Here is a 15,806-nt window from a genome sequence, read left to right on the forward strand (position 1 = left end):
TCTGGGGCGTGTCCCGGACCCGCACCGAACGCCTGGTCAACCTGGTCATCTGCCTGCTGTCGACGCGCCGGTTCCTGACCGCCGCCCAGATCGCCGCCACCGTGCCCGGCTACGAGCACGACCCCGAGGACGCCCGCGACCACGAGGCGTTCCAGCGCAAGTTCGAACGGGACAAGGCCGAACTGCGTGATCTCGGCGTGCCGCTGGAGACCGGCACCGCCAGCGCCTTCGACACCGAGCCCGGCTACCGGATCGCGCAGCGCGAGTACGCCCTGCCGGAGATCCCGCTCGAACCCGACGAGGCCGCCGCCGTCGGCATCGCCGCCCGGCTGTGGCAGCACGCCGGGCTGGCCGCCGCGGCGTCGTCCGGGCTGGCGAAGCTGCGGGCCGCCGGCATCGACGTCGACCCGCAGGCCACGCTCGGTGTCGAGCCGGTCGTCACCGTCGACCCGACGTTCGCCCCGCTGACCGCCGCCGCCCGCGACCGGCGCACGGTCACCTTCGACTACCGGATCCCGGAGAACGACGCGGCCAGCACCCGCAAGCTGCAGCCGTGGGGCGTGGTCTGCTGGCGGGGCCGGTGGTACGTGGTCGGCCACGACGTCGACCGCGACGCCACCCGTTGCTTCCGGCTGTCGCGCATCGTCGGCGCGGTCAAGGCCACCGGCCGGCCGGGCGCGTTCACGCCGCCGGCCGGGGTCGACCTGATCAGCCACGTGGCCCGCTGGTCCGGGCCGGTGGAGCGGACCGGGCGGGCCCGCGTGCTGGTGCGGCCGGGCCGGGCCGCCGGGCTGCGCCGCTGGGCACAGGAGACGGAGACCGGTCCGGCCGGCGACGTGCTCGTGCTGCCGTACGCCGACCCGGAGCGGCTTGCCGGCGCGCTGGTCGGCTACGGTGCCGACGTACGGGTCCTGGAACCGCCCGAGGTACGCGAGGCCGTTGTGCAACGACTCAAGGAGATCGCCGCCCGGCACGAGGCGGCGACGGCGGGAGCGCTTCGATGACCACCTCCTCCCCGGCCCGCCCCTCCGGGCCCCGGCCGTCGGCCGACCGGCTGGCCCGGCTGCTCAACCTGGTGCCCTACCTGCTGGCCCGGCCCGGCATCGAGGTCGCCGAGGCGGCCGCCGACCTCGGCGTCACCGAGCGGCAGCTCCGGGAGGACCTGGAACTGCTGTGGGTGTGCGGGCTGCCCGGCTACGGCCCCGGCGACCTGATCGACATGGCGTTCGACGGCGACACGGTCACCATCACCTACGACGCCGGCATCGACCGCCCGCTGCGGCTCACCCCCGACGAGGCGCTGGCACTGGTGGTGGCGCTGCGGATGCTCGCTGAGACTCCTGGGATGGCCAACCGTGACGCGATCGAGCGCGCCCTGGCCAAGATCGAGAGCGCGGCCGGCGACCTCGGCGGCGCCCCGGTGGCCGTACGCATGCCCGGCGACGGCGACCGGGCCGACACGCTGCGCGGCGCGGTCGAGCGGGGCCGGGCGCTGCGGATCACCTACTACACGGCGACCCGCGACGAGACGTCCGAGCGGGTCGTCGACCCGATGCGGATGCTGATGGTCGGCGGCCACGCCTACCTCGAGGCGTGGTGCCGGCGGGCCGAGGCGGTCCGGCTGTTCCGCGCCGACCGGATCGACGCGCTGACCGAACTCGACGAACCGGCGGTGGCGCCGCCGCAGGCGCAGCCGCACGACCTCACCGCCGGGGTGTTCCAGCCGACCCCGGAACTGCCGCTGGTGACCGTACGCGTCGGTCGGGCCGGCCGGTGGATCACCGAGTACTACCCGTGCGAGCAGGTCCGGCCCGGCGACGGCGACGAGTGGCTGGTGTCGCTGCGGGTCAGCGACCTGGACTGGGCCCGCCGGTTCGTGCTCGGGCTCGGCCCGGAGGCGACCGTGGTCAGCCCGCCGGAACTGGTCGCCCAGGTCCGTGACGTGGCCCAGTCGGCGCTGGACGCCTACGCGGTGCCGTACGAGAGCGGGCCCGGGTTCGTGGTGGACGCCGCGCCGCCGGCCGTGCCGCGCCCGGCGAAGGCGGTCGCGACCCACTAGGCTGACCGGCGTGGTGAAGTGGATCGTGCTCGGGGTGGTGCTGTTCGCACTGCTCGTCCTGTTCCTGGCCGTACGGCCACTGCTGGGCCGGCTGCCGGGGTTGCAGCGGGCGGCGCTGACGTTGCAGAGCCGGCAGGCCGAGGTCGCGTCGCTGCAGCACACCGCGGTCGACCTGCAGGACCGGATCGAGAAACTTCAGGAGAAGCTCGAGGTCACCCAGCGTCGCATGGAGGTCATCCAGGCCCGGCGCGGCAAGTGATTCCAGGCCCTCGTCGGCCCGCTCCGGGCGGCCTGCTCACTGTCCGTGCGCGACGGGACGGCCCGGCGCGCACGGTTAAGCTCGTCGACGGGTTGACGCGGCCCGAGTAGTTGGTCGAAACTTCACCGACCAGGCAGAACCGTAATAGACCTGGCGGGTGGCGACTGCCGTCTACGGACGTACGATGGGGCTCGACCAGCCGAGACCGACAGAACCAACTGGAGTTTCCATGGGCGCCCTCAAGCCGTGGCATATCGCTGTACTCGTGGTGGTGCTGATCCTGCTCTTCGGCGCCAAGCGTCTTCCCGACGCGGCCCGTTCGCTCGGTCGGTCTCTGCGGATCATGAAGGCCGAGACGAAGCAGCTCGCCGACGACGACAAGGACCTCGCCGAGAAGGCCGACGCGCAGGCCGCCCGCCAGCCGCTGCCGCCGAACGCGGCTCAGCAGCCGCCGGCCGCGCAGCAGGGACAGGTCGTGGACCCGGTGCAGCGGCACCGCGACACCATCTAGCCCCACCGCCGTGCGCCTAGCACTGCCTCGCCGCCGCGGTCCCAGCAAGTTCCAGCAGGCCGCGGACGGCTCGATGACGCTCGTCGACCACATCCGCGAGTTGCGGGACCGGCTGTTCCGCGCCTCGATCGCCATCGTGCTCGGCTTCATCGTCGGCTTCTGGCTCGCCGACCCGGTGTTCGACCTGCTCAAGGAGCCCTACTGCAACCTGCCGGGGATCACCAAGGCCGACGGCAGTTGCCCGATGACGCAGCTCGGCCCGGCCGACGGGTTCCTGCTCAAGCTGAAGATCGCGCTGTGGGTCGGCCTGATCGTGGCCGCCCCGGTGTGGCTCTACCAGTTGTGGGCGTTCATCGCGCCCGGCCTGCACCGCAACGAGCGCCGCTACGCGTACGCGTTCGCGGCGATCGCGGCGCCGCTGTTCGCGGCCGGCGCCGGACTGGCGTACTTCGTCGTCGACAAGGGCCTGGCGTTCCTGCTCGAGTCCGGTGTCACCGGGCTGGACACCCAGCTCGAGGTCACCCGCTACATCGCGTTCGTCACCAACATGATCCTGATCTTCGGGGTGGCGTTCGAGTTCCCGCTGCTGGTCCTGATGCTCAACTTCGTCGGGGTCGCCAGCGCCAAGCGGCTGCTGAGCTGGTGGCGGGTCGCGGTGTTCGTGTTCTTCCTGTTCTCCGCGATCGTCACGCCGACCCCCGACCCGTTCGGCATGACCGCCCTGGCGATCTGCCTGTGCGCGCTGTACTTCATGGCGGTCGGGGTGGCGTTCCTCAACGACAAGCGCAAGGGCCGCGGCAAGGAGATCTACGCCGGGATCGCCGACGACGAGGTGTCGCCGCTGAGCCACGACCCGGAGCCGGTCGAGGCGGGCAGCCGGGCCGAGACGGTGGCCCCGGTCGAGGCGCCCAAGCCGATCCAGAGCCGCTACGACGACATGACCTGACGGACCCGCCGCCGGAGGGCGGGGCGGTACGGTGCTCGCCGTGACCGCTGACGATCAACCCTCCGGCGCCGGGCCCGCCGGTCCGCCACCGTCCGAACCCGACCGGCCGCTGGCGGTCCTGGTCAACCCCACCGCCGGACGGTCCCGGCACAGCGGGCTGCTGCCCGACATACTCGACCGGCTGGCCGCCGCCGGCCGGCCGCTGGCGGTGCTCGACGCCCGTACCCCCGAACAGGCCCTGGCCCGGTGCCACGCCGCGGTCGCCGACGGCGTCGCCGGGCTCGTCGCCGTCGGCGGCGACGGCACCGTCCACCAGGCGCTCCAGGCGGTCGCCGGCACCGGCGTGCCGTTCGGGCCGGTGCCGGCCGGCACCGGCAACGACTTCGCCGCCGACACCGGCTTTCCCACCGAGCCGCTCGCCGCCGCCGGCGCCATCGCCGCCGCCTTGCGCGCCGGCCGCGGCAGCCCCGTCGACCTGGCCCGGATGACGACCGCCGACGGCACGGTCCGCTGGTTCGGCGCGGTGCTCGCCGCCGGCTTCGACGCCGTCGTCAACGAGCGCGCCAACCGGATGCGCTGGCCGCGCGGCCCGCTGCGCTACGACATCGCGATCCTGGTCGAGCTGGCCCGGCTGCGGGCCAGGCGCTACCGGCTGGTGCTCGACGGCGCCGAACGGCACGTCGACGCGGTCCTGGTGGCGGTCGGCAACTGCGCCAGCTACGGCGGCGGGATGCGGATGTGCCCAGGCGCCGACCCGACCGACGGGCTGCTCGACGTCGTCGTGGTCGGCCCGGTTAGCCGGACCACGCTGGTCCGCGTCAAACCCCGGCTCTACAGCGGCACCCACGTCACCCACCCGATGGTGCGCACGTACCGGGCGGCGACCGTCGAACTGGCCGCCGACGGCATCGTCGGCTACGCCGACGGGGAGCGGGCCGGCCGCCTGCCGGTCACGGTGACCGCGGTCCCGGCCGCCGTACGGCTGCTGCGGTGAGGTCTCAGCCGCGCCGCCCGCCGCGTTCGGCCCAGGCGTGCAGGGCGTCGCGCTCCTGCGCGGCGTCCAGGTTGACGGCCGCCTCGATCAACGCCAGGTGGGTGAACGCCTGCGGGTAGTTGCCGAGCGCGGTGCCGTCGGCGGCGAGTTGTTCGGCGTACAGGCCGAGCGGGCCGGCGGCCCCGGCGAGCCGTTCGAAGATCTCGCGGGCGGCGTCGTGCCGGTGCGCCAGTACCAGCGCCGAGACCAGTTCGAAACAGCAGAGCAGGAACGCGCCCTCCTCGCCGGGCAGCCCGTCGTCGGCGGTGTAGCGCCGGACCAGTCCCGGGCCGATGGCCAGCCGTTCCTGGATCCGGTCGATCGTGGACAGCATCCGCGGGTCGTCGCCGGGCAGGAAGCCGACCAGCGGGATGCGCAGCAGCGCGGCGTCCAGTTCGGTCGACCCGTACGCCAGGACGAAGCCGCCGACCTGCGGGTCGTAGCCGCGGTCGAGGACCTGCGCGTGCAGGTCCGCGGCCTCGCGCCGCCACGCGTCGACCGGTGCCGTCGCGTCGCCGAGCAGGCCGGCGAGCCGGATGCCGCGGTCCAGGCAGACCCACGACATCACCTTGGAGTAGACGTACTGCTGGCGCGGTGCCCGGATCTCCCAGACGCCGTGGTCGGGTTCGCGCCACCGCCGGGCGATCGTCTCCACGTGCCGGCGCAGCGAACCCCACTGGTCGGCGGCGAGGTCGCCGGTCAGCTCGTGGAAGGCCAGCGCCGCGTCCAGCACGTGCCCGTACGTGTCGAACTGCACCTGTTCGGCGGCGCCGTTGCCGACGCGGACCGGCCGGGAGCCGGCGTAGCCGCCGAGGTGGGTCAGGATCCGCTCGTCGTCGCTGGTCGTCTCGCCGCCGATGCCGACCAGCGGGTGCAGGGTCCCGGCCGGCGCCTGGCAGACGTCGATCAGGAAGCGCAGGTAGCGCCCGCCCTCCTCGTGGTGGCCGAGCCGGAAGAGGGCGAGCAGCAGCAGCGCGGCGTCGCGGTGCCAGGTGTAGCGGTAGTCCCAGTTGCGTACGCCGCCGATCTCCTCCGGCAGCGAGGTGGTCGGGGCGGCCAGCAGCGCCCCGGTCCGGTCGAACGACAGCCCCCGCAGCACCAGGGCGCTGTGCCGGACCAGGTCGGCGCCGTACCCGGCGTAGTCGCTGCGGGCCGACCAGTCCCGCCAGGTGCCGACGGTCTCGTCGAGCAGGCTGGCGGCATCGGCCGGGGCGGGCGGTTCGCCGTAGCCGAGCAGCAGGGTGGCCCCGTCGCCGGCGGTCAGTTCCAGGTCGGCGGTGAGGGTGGTGCCGTCGGTCCGCAGCGGCAGGTCGGTGGACAGCCACAGCGGTGTGCCCGCCGCCCGCCACCGGTCGCCGTGGCGCTGCCAGCCCGCCGGCCGGGCGCCGTGGTCGGCCCGTACGTCGAGCCGGACCCGCAACCGCACCGTGCCGCTTTCCACGCTGATGTGGCGGACCAGGACGTGCCGGGCGCGGACCGGGCGGTCGGGGTGGCCGGTCGTGGCGGCGAGGAAGTCGTGTCCGACGGCGACCCCGTCCGGCGCCGTGTGCCGGGTCTGGAGCACCAGTGTGTCCGGCAGGTAGCGGCGGTCGGGGGCGTCGGCGCCGTCGACCCGCAACTCGAAGGCGCCGCCGGCCCGGCGGTCGAGCAGCCGGGCGAAGACGGCGTCGCCGTCGAACCGCGGCACGCAGAACCACTCGACCGCGCCGTCCGGCGCGACCAGCGCCGCGGTGTGGGTGTCGGACAGGAAGGCGTACGAGTCGATCGGCGGGAACGCGTCGCTCACGTCGCCTCCGGGCGTGTGGCGGGCGGCCGCCCGGTCCTCCCGTCGCGCCGGATCGCCGGCCTGTGCCGCATTATCGTCCACCGCCCCTCCTGATCTCCCGGGAAGGGGCTACCCCGGCCCGCGGCGGCGAAAACTCCTCGGCGGCGGGTCAGCGGTCGGTGACCGCCAGGTCCAGGACGGCGGCCAGGCCGTTGGCCCGTCCGGGGTCGGCGGCCGGCAGCACCAGCACCGCGCAGCCGGCCCGGACCGCCCCGGCGTCGGCCGGGGTGTCGCCGACCATCAGGACCCGCTCCGGATCGACCCGCAGCATCCCGCACGCCCGGTGGAAGATCGCGGGATCGGGTTTGCAGCGCCCGACCTCGTACGACAGCACGAAGGCGTCGACCAGGTCGGCCAGCCCCCACGCCTCGAACAGCGGCCGGACGTCGAAGCCGATGTTGCTGACCAGTGCCACCGGCACCGACGCGTCGCGCAGCGCCCGCAGGGTCGCGGCGGTGTCGGAGTACAGCAGCCAGCCGTCGGGACGCAGCAGCCGGTCGTAGAGGGCCTCGGCGAGCCCGTCCACGCCCGAGTCGACGGTGGCGGCCAGCCCGGTGTAGGCGGACCGGTGGGCGTGCTCGTAGAGGTCGCGGTCGGCCCACACCTCGGCCAGGTGGGGCGGCACCCGGTGCGGCAGCGGGCCGCCGGCCCGGCCGGCCGTCACCAGCCGGTCGGCGAGCACGGTGGCGCGGCCCCGGTCGAGTTCGACGCCGCATTCCCGCGCGCCGGCGCGTACCCAGGCGACCGGGTCCTCGACCTGGGCGAGCGTTCCGTGGAAGTCGAACAGGACGGCTTCGACCGGTCGGCGCGGGGGTGTCGCCGGGGCGGCCGTCGCGGGTCCGCTGGCGTGGCGAGGACTGGGCGGTTGGGGATGGTCCGGCACGCCGTGCACCTTACCGAGCGCGCTCACACCGGCCGTGGTCGGCGGCCCACCGCGAGTGTCGGGGCATGACGCACTAATCTTGGTGGTATGTCGAGCCCAGCCGAGCGGTATGCCGCGGCGCGCCGCCGGGCCGCACAGGCCCGCGCATATCCGGCCCTGGACGAGTTCGTTCCGGAACTCGGCTTCGACCTGGACGAGTTCCAGCGTGAGGCGTGCGAGGCGCTGGAGCGCGGCAGCGGCGTGCTGGTGTGCGCGCCGACCGGCGCCGGAAAGACCGTGGTCGGCGAGTTTGCGGTGCACCTGGCGCTGCGGGCCGGCACTGCGCGGCCGTCGGCCGTCGGCCCGGCCGGGCCGGTCGTGCCGCCGTCGGCGGTCGGGAATCTGACCGCCGGAGAGGGCGCCTCGGGCGCCGCGCCCGCCGGGCAGGCCCCACCGGGGCGGTCGGTGCCGCGCAAGTGCTTCTACACCACGCCGATCAAGGCGCTGTCGAACCAGAAGTACCACGACCTGGTCGACCGGTACGGTGCCGAGCGGGTCGGCCTGCTGACCGGCGACAACGCGATCAACGGCGACGCGCCGGTGGTGGTGATGACCACCGAGGTGCTGCGCAACATGCTCTACGCCGGCTCCAGCACGCTGGAGGGGCTGGCCTACGTGGTCATGGACGAGGTGCACTACCTCGCCGACCGGTTCCGGGGCGCGGTCTGGGAAGAGGTGATCATCCACCTGCCGGACTCGGTGACGCTGGTGTCGCTGTCGGCCACCGTCTCCAACGCCGAGGAGTTCGCCGACTGGCTGGTCACCGTACGCGGTGAGACCGAGGTCGTGGTCAGCGAGCACCGGCCGGTCCCGCTGTGGCAGCACATGCTGGTCGGGCGCCGGATGTTCGACCTGTTCCACGACGCCGACGCGGCCCGCAAGCACGACGTGCACCCGGAACTGCTGCGCTACAGCCGGGAGCAGATGCGCCGGCTGGAACTGGGCGACGGGCGTACCCACGGCCCCGGCTGGGGCCGCTCCGGGGGGCGCGGGCCGCGCTGGCGTGGCCCGCTGCGTTCCGAGGTCGTCGAGCGGCTCGACCGCGAGGGGCTGCTGCCGGCCATCCTGTTCATCTTCAGCCGGGCCGGCTGCGACGCCGCCGTGCAGCAGTGCCTGGCCGCCGGGCTGCGGCTGACCAGCCCCGACGAGCGGGCCGAGATCCGCCAGGTGGTCGAGGAGAAGATCACCGCCATCCCCGGCGAGGACCTGTCGGTGCTCGGCTACTGGGAGTGGCTCGACGGGCTGGAGCGCGGACTGGCCGCCCACCACGCCGGGATGCTGCCGGCGTTCAAGGAGGTCGTCGAGGAGCTGTTCGTCCGGGGGCTGGTCAAGGCGGTCTTCGCCACCGAGACGCTGGCCCTGGGCATCAACATGCCGGCCCGGTGCGTGGTGCTGGAACGGCTGGTCAAGTTCAACGGCGAGGCGCACGTCGAGCTGACGCCGGGGGAGTACACCCAGCTCACCGGGCGGGCCGGCCGGCGCGGCATCGACGTCGAGGGGCACGCCGTCGTCGTCTGGTCGCCGGAGGTCGACCCCCGGCACGTCGCGGGGCTGGCGTCGACGCGTACGTATCCGCTGCGGTCCAGCTTCCGGCCGTCGTACAACATGGCGGTGAACCTGGTCGGCTCGGTCGGCGCGGCGCCGGCCCGGGCGCTGCTGGAGTCGTCGTTCGCGCAGTTCCAGGCCGACCGCTCGGTGGTCGGCCTGGCCCGGCAGGTGCAGCGCAACGTCGAGACGATGGAGGCGTACGGCGTCGAGACGCAGTGCGAGCACGGCGACTTCGACGAGTACTTCGCGCTGCGGGTGGCGATCGGCGACCGGGAACGGGCCCTGGCCCGGCAGGGGCAGACGCAGCGTAAGGCGGCGGCGGTCGCGTCGCTGGAGCGGTTGCGGGTCGGCGACGTGATCCGGATCCCGTCGGGGCGGCGGGCCGGGCTGGCCGTCGTGCTCGAACCGGGCACCGGTGGTTTCGGCGAGCCCCGGCCGCTGGTCCTGACGCAGGACCGGTGGGCCGGGCGGGTCACCGTCGGCGACTTCACCGCCCCGGCCGAGGTGCTGACCCGGCTGCGGGTGCCCAAGCACTTCAACCACCGGTCGCCGGCCGCCCGCCGGGACCTGGCGGCGGCGATCAGCGGTACCGGCCTGGACCGGCACGCCGGACGGCGTGGCGGGCGGTCGCGGGCCAGCGGCGAGGACCACCAGCTCACCCAGTTGCGGGCGCAGTTGCGGCGGCACCCGTGCCACGCCTGCGAGGAGCGCGAGGAGCACGCCCGGTGGGCGGAGCGGCGCCGGCGGCTGGAACGCGACACCGACGAGTTGCGGCAGCGGGTGGCCGGCCGGACCGGCTCGCTGGCGCGTACGTTCGACCGGGTGGTCGGCATGCTGACCGCGCGCGGCTACCTGACCGCCGAGGGGGAGATGACCGACGCCGGCCGGATGCTGGCCCGGATCTGGACCGAGGCGGATCTGCTGGTCGCCGAGTGCCTGCGGCGCGGAGTGTGGGACGGGCTCGACCCGGCCGAGCTGGCCGCCGCGGTGTCGGTCGTGGTCTACGAGTCCCGCCGTGACTCCGACGAGCGGGCGTCGCTGCCCCGCGGGGCGGTCACCGACGCGGTCGACGCGACCCTGAAGATGTGGGCCGAACTGGAGGCCGACGAGGCGGCCCGGGGCCTGGAGGCGACCCGCGACCCGGATCTGGGGTTCGCGTGGCCCATCTACCGGTGGGCCCGGGGTGAGGCGCTGGCGAAGGTGCTGGCCAGCGGCACCAACCTGGACGGCGAGATGCCGGCCGGCGACTTCGTCCGGTGGGCGCGTCAGGTCGTCGATCTGCTCGGCCAGCTGTCGACGGCCGGCGGTGCCTCGGCCCGGGTGCGGGCCACGGCCAGGCAGTCCATTACGGCGATCAACCGCGGCATTCTCGGCTATCTGCCGACTGCCTGAACACCTTTCACATCACGCGGAGTAGCCGCCTCGGCCTCGGCCGGGGCGGCATGCCGGCTCCACCGTCCGGGGTGAAAACCGCCCTGTCGTCTCATTGTGAGGACCGCTCGTATTCCGGATTATCCCTTCTGAACTGCGGATAGTCCCGTCCGTGGGACCAAGGGGGCGAGTGGTGGGGGAAATAGATCATTTCGGGTACGGGTGGGTGACACCCGTTCTCAGCTATGTACTGTCGGTGATGGGAGCGATGCTCGGGCTGGTCTGCACGGTCCGGCTGCGGGACGCGCCCACAACCGGCCGCCGGACCTGGTGGCTGGTCCTGGCCGCCTGGGGGATCGGCGGTACGTCCATCTGGACGATGCACTTCATGGCGATGCTGGGCTTCCGGGTCTCCGGCACCCAGATCCGCTACGACATCGGGCTGACCGTGGCGAGCGCGGTCCTCGCGATCGTCTTCGTCGCGATCGGCCTGTTCATCGTCGGACTCGGCCGTCCCACGGCCGTCAAGATTGTGACCGGAGGTGTGCTGACCGGGCTGGGGGTGGCCGCGATGCACTACACCGGGATGGCGGCGATGCGGCTCAACGGCCGCATCGAATACGACCCGCTCCTCGTCGGGGTCTCGGTCGGGATCGCGATCGCCGCGGCCACGGTGGCGCTGTGGATGGCCGTACGGGTCCGCCGGCCGGCGGTGATCGTGGTGTCCGCGCTGGTCATGGGCCTGGCGGTGAACGGGATGCACTTCACCGGAATGTTCTCGATGTCGGCCCACCTGCACGGCACGCCCAGCCGGCTGGGCGGGGTGACCGCCGCGACGCTGATCGTGCCGATCGTCTTCGCCGTGATCGTGGTGGCCGTCGGGCTGGCGTACGCGCTGGTCGCCGCGTCGACCGACGAGGACCGGGCCGGCCTGGCCTTTCTCGAGGCGCAGATCGCCGACCGCGACACGGCGGCCGCACCGGCGCCGACACCGGCGAGGACGGGGCTGCGGGTCACCGACGCCGGCCGCTTCAACCGCCCGCGCTGACCCCGGCGGCCGGCGCGGTACTCCCGGGCCGGCCGCCGTACGGCGCGGAACTCCCGGTGCCGGCCGGCAGCCGGCGCGGACCCACCGACCGCCACCGGGCCGGCCGGCCATCGGCCCGAGACCGGGTGACCGGCCCGGTGGCGGTCAGCGTTCGGCGATCGCGTCGACCAGGCGCCGGCACGGGCCGGCGAGATTCCACCGCTGCGCCGTCGCCAGCAGCCGGTCCGGGTCGACCGGCCCGCGAGGCAGGTCGGTGACCAGGTCCGGCAACGGCACGTCGAGGGCCACCCGGACCACCTTCGGTGCCACCGCCAGGTAGTCACGGGCGGCGAGCAGCTTGCCGCGCAGCCCCGGCGCGAAACCCGACGCCGGGTCGTCCAGCGCGGCGAGGATGCCGTCCAGATCGCCGTACCGCTCGACCAGGCGGGCGGCGGTCTTCTCGCCGACGCCGGCCACCCCCGGCAGGCCGTCGCTCGGGTCGCCGCGCAGCGCGGCGAAGTCGGCGTACCCGGCCGCCGGCACGCCGTACTTGGCGCGTACGGCCGCGTCGTCGAGATCCTCCAGCTTCGCCACGCCCCGGCCGCAGTAGAGCACCCGTACGCCCCGGGCGTCGTCGACGAGCTGGATCATGTCGCGGTCGCCGGAGGCCACCTCGACCGGCCCCGGCTGGCCGGTGGCGAGCGTGCCGAGCACGTCGTCGGCCTCGTAGCCGTCGGCGCCGACGGCGGGGATGCCGATCGCCGCCAGGATGTCGAGGATCAGCGGCACCTGGGGGACCAGGGTGTCGGGGACGACCTCGCCACCGGCCGGCGCCACCCGGTGCGCCTTGTACGTCGGCAGCAGCGCCACCCGCCACGCCGGCCGCCAGTCGTGGTCGAGCGCGCACACCACCCGGTCAGGTCGCCGGGTGCGGATCAGGGTCGCCAGCATGTCCAGGAAGCCCCGGACGGCGTTGACCGGGGTGCCGTCGGCGGCCTTGGCGGCGGATTCGGGGATGCCGAAGTAGGCGCGGAAGTACAGGCTCGGCGAGTCGACCAGCAGCAGGGGGCGGGCGTCGTTCACCCGGACAGCCTGGCACAGCCGGCCCGGCCGGTCACGCCCCGACCCGCCGCCGGCCCGCACCCCGACCCGCGACGGCGACCGGTGGCCGGCGGTGCCTCAGTGGCCGAGGACCGGGTGCGGCACGTACGGCGCCTCCAACTCCGCGCACTCCTCGTCGGTCAGGTCCACGCCGACGGCCGCCACCGCGTCGTCGATCTGGCCCGACTTGGTCACCCCGACGATCGGCGCGGTGACCGCCGGCCGGCGCAGCAGCCAGGCCAGCGCGACCTGTGCCGGCGGCAGCCCGCGCCGGGCGGCGACCGCGGTCAGCGCGTCGACGACGGCGAAGTCGGACTCGGCGTACAGGGCGTCGGCGAGGGTGTCGCTGCGGGCCCGGGTGGTGTGCCGGGCACCGCCCCGGGCCCGGGTGCCGGCCAGCACGCCGCGCGCCAGCGGGCTCCACGGGATGACCCCGACGCCCTGGTCGAGGCAGAGCGGCAGCATCTCCCGCTCCTCCTCCCGGTAGACCAGGTTGTAGTGCGGCTGCATCGACACGAACGGGGTCCAGCCGTGCTCGCGGGCGACCTGCTGGGCCTTGGCGAACTGCCAGGCGTACATGCTCGACGCGCCCAGGTAGCGGGCCTTGCCGGCGCGTACGACGTCGTGCAGCGCCGACATCGTCTCCTCGATCGGAGTGTCGGGGTCCCAGCGGTGGATCTGGTAGAGGTCGACGTGGTCGGTGCCGAGCCGGCGTAGCGAGTCGTCGATCGAGGCCATGATGTGCTTGCGGGACAGGCCGCGGTCGTTGGGGCCGTCACCCATCGGGTGGTAGACCTTGGTCGCCAGGACGTAGTCCTCGCGGCGGGCGAACAGGGCCCGCAGCAGCCGGCCGGTGACCTCCTCGCTCGCGCCGAGCGAGTACATGTCGGCGGTGTCGAAGAACGTCACGCCCAGCTCGACCGCCCGGCGGACCAGGGGCAGCGCCGCGTCGTACTCCAGTACCCAGTCCCGCCACGCGGACGATCCGTAGCTCATCATGCCGAGGCAGATTCGGGACACCTTCAGGCCGGTCCCGCCGAGCCGTACATAATCCATACCCACCCGGCAGAGCCTATGCGGCGGCCGGTCGGGGTCCGGGCCGGTCCCGGTGCCGGGTGGTCGTCACCAGGCCGGTATGTGACGTACCTCCCCAGCTACCCGAACGAGCGTTAAGCTTGCGGGAAGTCGGCGCCGTCCACACCCTGGACGCCGCCGGAAGCCCGACACCCCACGGAGCCTGCCGCACCATGACAGTCGACCGGATTCTGCCCACCCCCGAGGCGTACGACCTGATCGAACTCGCCACCGAACTCGCCGACCGCGAACTCGCCGGCCGCGCCGACGACTTCGAGAACCGGGGCGAGTTCCCCCGCGAGGTCCTGCGCACCCTGGGCCGCTCCGGGCTGCTCGGCCTGCCCTACCCCGAGGAGTACGGCGGCGCCGGCCAGCCGTACGAGGTCTACCTCCAGGTGCTGGAGGTGCTCGCCAGCCGCTGGGTGACGGTCGCCGAGGCGATCAGCGTGCACACCCTGTCCTGCTACCCGGTCGCCGCGTACGGCAGTGAGGAACTGCGCAAGTCGCTGCTGCCCGACATGCTCGGCGGGGAACTGCTCGGCGCGTACTGCCTGTCGGAGCCGCAGGGTGGGTCGGACGCCGCCGCGCTGACCACCCGCGCCAAGCGCGACGGAGACGACTGGGTCGTCGACGGCACCAAGGCGTGGATCACCCACGCCCACTCCGCCGACTTCTACAACATCTTCTGCCGCACCGGCGGCCCCGGCGCCGCCGGCATCTCCTGCCTGCTCGCCGACCGGGGCACCGCCGGTATCGAGCCGCTGGCGGCCGAGCGCACGATGGGCATGCGCGGCTCGCCGGTCGCGCAGATCGCCTTCGACGGCGTCCGGGTGCCCGGTGACCGGCTGGTCGGCGCCGAGGGCGGCGGCTTCACCATCGCGATGACCGCGCTGGACTCCGGGCGCCTCGGCATCGCCGCCTGCGCCGTCGGGCTGGCCCAGTCGGCCCTGGACTTCGCCACCTCGTACGCCAAGGAGCGGACCCAGTTCGGCAAGCCGATCATCGACTTCCAGGGGCTGGGCTTCATGCTCGCCGACATGGCGACCCAGGTGTCGGCGGCCCGCGCGCTGACCCTGGCCGCCGCCCGGCTGCGCGACGCCGGCCGGCCGTACTCGATCGAGGCGGCCAAGGCCAAGCTCTTCGCCACCGACATGGCGATGCGGGCCACCACCGACGCGGTCCAGGTCCTCGGCGGCTACGGCTACGTCGCCGACTACCCGGTCGAGCGCTACATGCGCGAGGCCAAGGTGCTGCAGATCGTCGAGGGCACCAACCAGATCCAGCGGGTCGTCATCTCCCGCGCCCTCGCCCGGGCCTGACCGGCCGGCACGGCGGCGGGGGCACGCCGGGTGCTCCCGCCGCCGCGTTCCACAGGCATACCTCGGGCCGGGTGTCATGACGTCGCCGTCAAGTGATAAGCGCGCTTGTCATATAGTCAAGCTGGCTGTACTTTCTCGGGTATGACGAGTCTGAGCGTGCGTGAGCGGGTCGCGGTGGTCGCCGGGACGGTGATGTTCTTCGCTGGCGCGGTGGTGGCGGGCGTGTTGCACGCGCTCGACGCGCTGCCGCCGTGGGCGGGATGGGCGCTGGTGGTCGCCGCGAACCTCGGTCTGGTGCTGCTGGTCGCGGCGACGGTGAAGGCGCTGCTGCGTGGTGACACCGAGGGCGTGGAACGTCAGGATGCCACGCGGGCGTCGATGGTCACGGTGCTGGTGATCGTGGTCGCCGGGTTCGGGTATGCGCTACTGGAGGCGTTCGTCGGGGCTCCGCGGGTGACAGCCGCGGTGCCGGCTGCGGCCGCCGCCCTGGTGTGGACCATCGCGTTCGCGTGGGGCCGGCTGGCCGGTGAGGAGGAGTGATCACGAACCGGCTTCCGGTGTTGCGCGCGGAGCGCCGCTGGAGTCAGGCCGAGCTGGCGGACCGGATCAACGTGTCGCGTCAGACGGTCGTATCACTGGAGAACGGCCGGTACGAGCCCACGTTGAAGATCGCGATGCGCTTGTCGGCGGTGTTCGGCGTTTCCATCGAGGCGATTTTCACCCCTGACCCACAGGACCTCGGGCTCGTCCGGGTCGAGTAGCGAGGTTCGCGCGGCGAGATGACGCCGTCTGTCTGACCTCCGGACCGGCA

General features: G+C 73.6%; 15 protein-coding genes. 11 read left to right on the forward strand and 4 right to left on the reverse strand.

All coding sequences use genetic code 11. From position 1 onward, the window contains the following. Positions 1-8 precede the first annotated feature (8 nt). From QCD66_RS13910 to QCD66_RS13935, 6 genes are all read left to right on the forward strand, one after another. Positions 9-1,004, forward strand: a complete 996-nt coding sequence (locus QCD66_RS13910) for a WYL domain-containing protein (RefSeq protein WP_357541494.1) — start codon at positions 9-11, stop codon at positions 1,002-1,004. After that, a complete protein-coding gene (locus QCD66_RS13915; RefSeq protein ID WP_364218554.1) occupies positions 1,001-2,059 on the forward strand; it encodes a YafY family protein in 1,059 nt (352 codons plus the stop codon). The genes QCD66_RS13910 and QCD66_RS13915 overlap by 4 nt, the downstream gene beginning before the upstream one ends. Before the next feature lie 10 nt (positions 2,060-2,069). Next, positions 2,070-2,318, forward strand: coding sequence for a hypothetical protein (locus QCD66_RS13920; RefSeq protein WP_364218552.1), 249 nt, complete (start codon positions 2,070-2,072; stop codon positions 2,316-2,318). A gap of 229 nt (positions 2,319-2,547) precedes the next feature. Next, complete coding sequence (gene tatA, locus QCD66_RS13925; RefSeq protein ID WP_357541500.1) at positions 2,548-2,829, forward strand: Sec-independent protein translocase subunit TatA; 282 nt, start codon at positions 2,548-2,550, stop codon at positions 2,827-2,829. A gap of 73 nt (positions 2,830-2,902) precedes the next feature. Beyond that, positions 2,903-3,775 carry a twin-arginine translocase subunit TatC gene (gene tatC, locus QCD66_RS13930; protein ID WP_375732987.1) on the forward strand — a complete coding sequence of 291 codons (873 nt, stop codon included), beginning with the start codon at positions 2,903-2,905 and terminating at the stop codon, positions 3,773-3,775. A 40-nt stretch (positions 3,776-3,815) separates the two neighbouring features. After that, positions 3,816-4,769 carry a diacylglycerol kinase gene (locus QCD66_RS13935; protein WP_375732986.1) on the forward strand — a complete coding sequence of 318 codons (954 nt, stop codon included), beginning with the start codon at positions 3,816-3,818 and terminating at the stop codon, positions 4,767-4,769. A 4-nt stretch (positions 4,770-4,773) separates the two neighbouring features. Here the strand turns inward: QCD66_RS13935 and QCD66_RS13940 are convergent, their stop codons facing one another. Both QCD66_RS13940 and QCD66_RS13945 read right to left on the reverse strand, forming a co-directional pair. Further along, the gene (locus QCD66_RS13940; protein ID WP_375732985.1) at positions 4,774-6,675 is read right to left on the reverse strand and encodes a glycoside hydrolase family 15 protein; all 1,902 of its coding nucleotides are present in this window, start codon (positions 6,673-6,675) and stop codon (positions 4,774-4,776) included. A gap of 67 nt (positions 6,676-6,742) precedes the next feature. After that, a complete protein-coding gene (locus QCD66_RS13945) occupies positions 6,743-7,420 on the reverse strand; it encodes an HAD family hydrolase (RefSeq protein ID WP_375733001.1) in 678 nt (225 codons plus the stop codon). A gap of 183 nt (positions 7,421-7,603) precedes the next feature. Here QCD66_RS13945 and QCD66_RS13950 point away from each other — a divergent pair, with 183 nt between their 5' ends. Beyond that, entirely contained in the window at positions 7,604-10,495 is a 2,892-nt protein-coding gene (locus QCD66_RS13950; protein ID WP_375732984.1) for a DEAD/DEAH box helicase, read from the forward strand. Positions 10,496-10,733: 238 nt separating this feature from the next. After that, positions 10,734-11,522, forward strand: a complete 789-nt coding sequence (locus QCD66_RS13955; protein ID WP_375732983.1) for an MHYT domain-containing protein — start codon at positions 10,734-10,736, stop codon at positions 11,520-11,522. 144 nt (positions 11,523-11,666) lie between these two features. Here QCD66_RS13955 and QCD66_RS13960 read toward each other — a convergent pair whose 3' ends face one another. Continuing rightward, the gene (locus tag QCD66_RS13960) at positions 11,667-12,584 is read right to left on the reverse strand and encodes a 5'-3' exonuclease H3TH domain-containing protein (RefSeq protein WP_375732982.1); all 918 of its coding nucleotides are present in this window, start codon (positions 12,582-12,584) and stop codon (positions 11,667-11,669) included. Positions 12,585-12,680: 96 nt separating this feature from the next. Then, entirely contained in the window at positions 12,681-13,658 is a 978-nt protein-coding gene (locus tag QCD66_RS13965; RefSeq protein WP_375733000.1) for an aldo/keto reductase, read from the reverse strand. Between the two features lie 191 nt (positions 13,659-13,849). Between QCD66_RS13965 and QCD66_RS13970 the strand changes: the two genes are divergently transcribed. From QCD66_RS13970 to QCD66_RS13980, 3 genes are all read left to right on the forward strand, one after another. Further along, complete coding sequence (locus tag QCD66_RS13970; protein WP_375732981.1) at positions 13,850-14,995, forward strand: acyl-CoA dehydrogenase family protein; 1,146 nt, start codon at positions 13,850-13,852, stop codon at positions 14,993-14,995. Positions 14,996-15,136: 141 nt separating this feature from the next. After that, entirely contained in the window at positions 15,137-15,535 is a 399-nt protein-coding gene (locus QCD66_RS13975; protein WP_364218535.1) for a hypothetical protein, read from the forward strand. Beyond that, positions 15,532-15,756, forward strand: coding sequence for a helix-turn-helix transcriptional regulator (locus QCD66_RS13980; protein WP_375732980.1), 225 nt, complete (start codon positions 15,532-15,534; stop codon positions 15,754-15,756). Before QCD66_RS13975 ends, QCD66_RS13980 begins: the two co-directional genes overlap by 4 nt. Positions 15,757-15,806 lie beyond the last annotated feature (50 nt).

The sequence above is a fragment of the Polymorphospora sp. A560 genome (assembly GCF_045781765.1).
GTDB classification, from domain to species: Bacteria; Actinomycetota; Actinomycetes; order Mycobacteriales; family Micromonosporaceae; genus Polymorphospora; species Polymorphospora lycopeni.

Bases quoted from the DNA above. Each gene is read 5' to 3' on its own strand.
- QCD66_RS13915 (WP_364218554.1), top strand. From the start codon at position 1,001: ATGACCACCTCCTCCCCGGCCCGCCCCTCCGGGCCCCGGCCGTCGGCC.
- tatA (WP_357541500.1), top strand. From the start codon at position 2,548: ATGGGCGCCCTCAAGCCGTGGCATATCGCTGTACTCGTGGTGGTGCTG.
- tatC (WP_375732987.1), top strand. From the start codon at position 2,903: ATGACGCTCGTCGACCACATCCGCGAGTTGCGGGACCGGCTGTTCCGC.
- QCD66_RS13950 (WP_375732984.1), top strand. From the start codon at position 7,604: ATGTCGAGCCCAGCCGAGCGGTATGCCGCGGCGCGCCGCCGGGCCGCA.
- QCD66_RS13955 (WP_375732983.1), top strand. From the start codon at position 10,734: ATGGGAGCGATGCTCGGGCTGGTCTGCACGGTCCGGCTGCGGGACGCG.
- QCD66_RS13965 (WP_375733000.1), bottom strand. From the start codon at position 13,658: ATGGATTATGTACGGCTCGGCGGGACCGGCCTGAAGGTGTCCCGAATC.
- QCD66_RS13970 (WP_375732981.1), top strand. From the start codon at position 13,850: ATGACAGTCGACCGGATTCTGCCCACCCCCGAGGCGTACGACCTGATC.
- QCD66_RS13975 (WP_364218535.1), top strand. From the start codon at position 15,137: ATGACGAGTCTGAGCGTGCGTGAGCGGGTCGCGGTGGTCGCCGGGACG.